Consider the following 688-nt stretch of genomic DNA (forward strand, 5'->3'; position numbering starts at 1 on the left):
GAGACGCCCTGACTGACATCTGTTACCTGCCTTACAGCGGAGGTAACGGCGACCAGGACTGGAACCTCGTTCTCAACTATGCCAACAACGAGGTCGGGTTCGTTCGCGGCCAATGGCTCGACGGAACCCACACCAGCCAGACCTGCTAGACCACGCCAACAACCTAAGGGATTCACCGTGCGCGACTCATTCGGAAGCCGAGTATTCCGCACCCGAGCGGCTGGCCTGCTGCTCGCGGCTGCCTTATCGGTCGGAGGGATCTTCTTCAGTGCCGTACCAGCCTCGGCTGGATCCACTGGAATTGACCTGTGCGCCCAGGCCGCACACCAAGCAGGGTTCCAGGGAGCTCATCTGGTTGAGGCGATTGCCATCGGCATGGCCGAGTCCAACTGCGTCCCTTCCTCGGGCTCGGCTTATCGCGGCATCTGGCAGATCGGCAGGTCTTCCCACCCTGAGGTCAGCGATCAGTGCGCGTACGACGCTTACTGTTCCGCCCAGGCCACCTTCGGTATCTCCAATCAGGGCACCAACTGGTGCCAATGGCAAACCTGGAGCGGCGCTGGCTGCTCGAATGGTTCCTATGACAACCGCTACCAGACATATCTCAACGAGGCGCAGGCCGCTGCCAGCAGGGTCCAGGGTGTCGCCGGGGTGCCGGTGACGTCTGGGGTGCCGACGTTGTCGTTGT

At 61.9% G+C, this 688-nt stretch carries 1 protein-coding gene; it reads left to right on the forward strand.

Features of this window, described 5'->3' with window-relative positions:
* Nucleotides 1-177: 177 nt before the first annotated feature.
* The coding region (locus F0L68_RS41045) for a transglycosylase SLT domain-containing protein (RefSeq protein WP_223199610.1) at nt 178-688 on the forward strand (511 nt) is incomplete at its 3' end.

Source organism: Solihabitans fulvus, assembly GCF_008386585.1.
GTDB classification, from domain to species: domain Bacteria; phylum Actinomycetota; class Actinomycetes; order Mycobacteriales; family Pseudonocardiaceae; genus Solihabitans; species Solihabitans fulvus.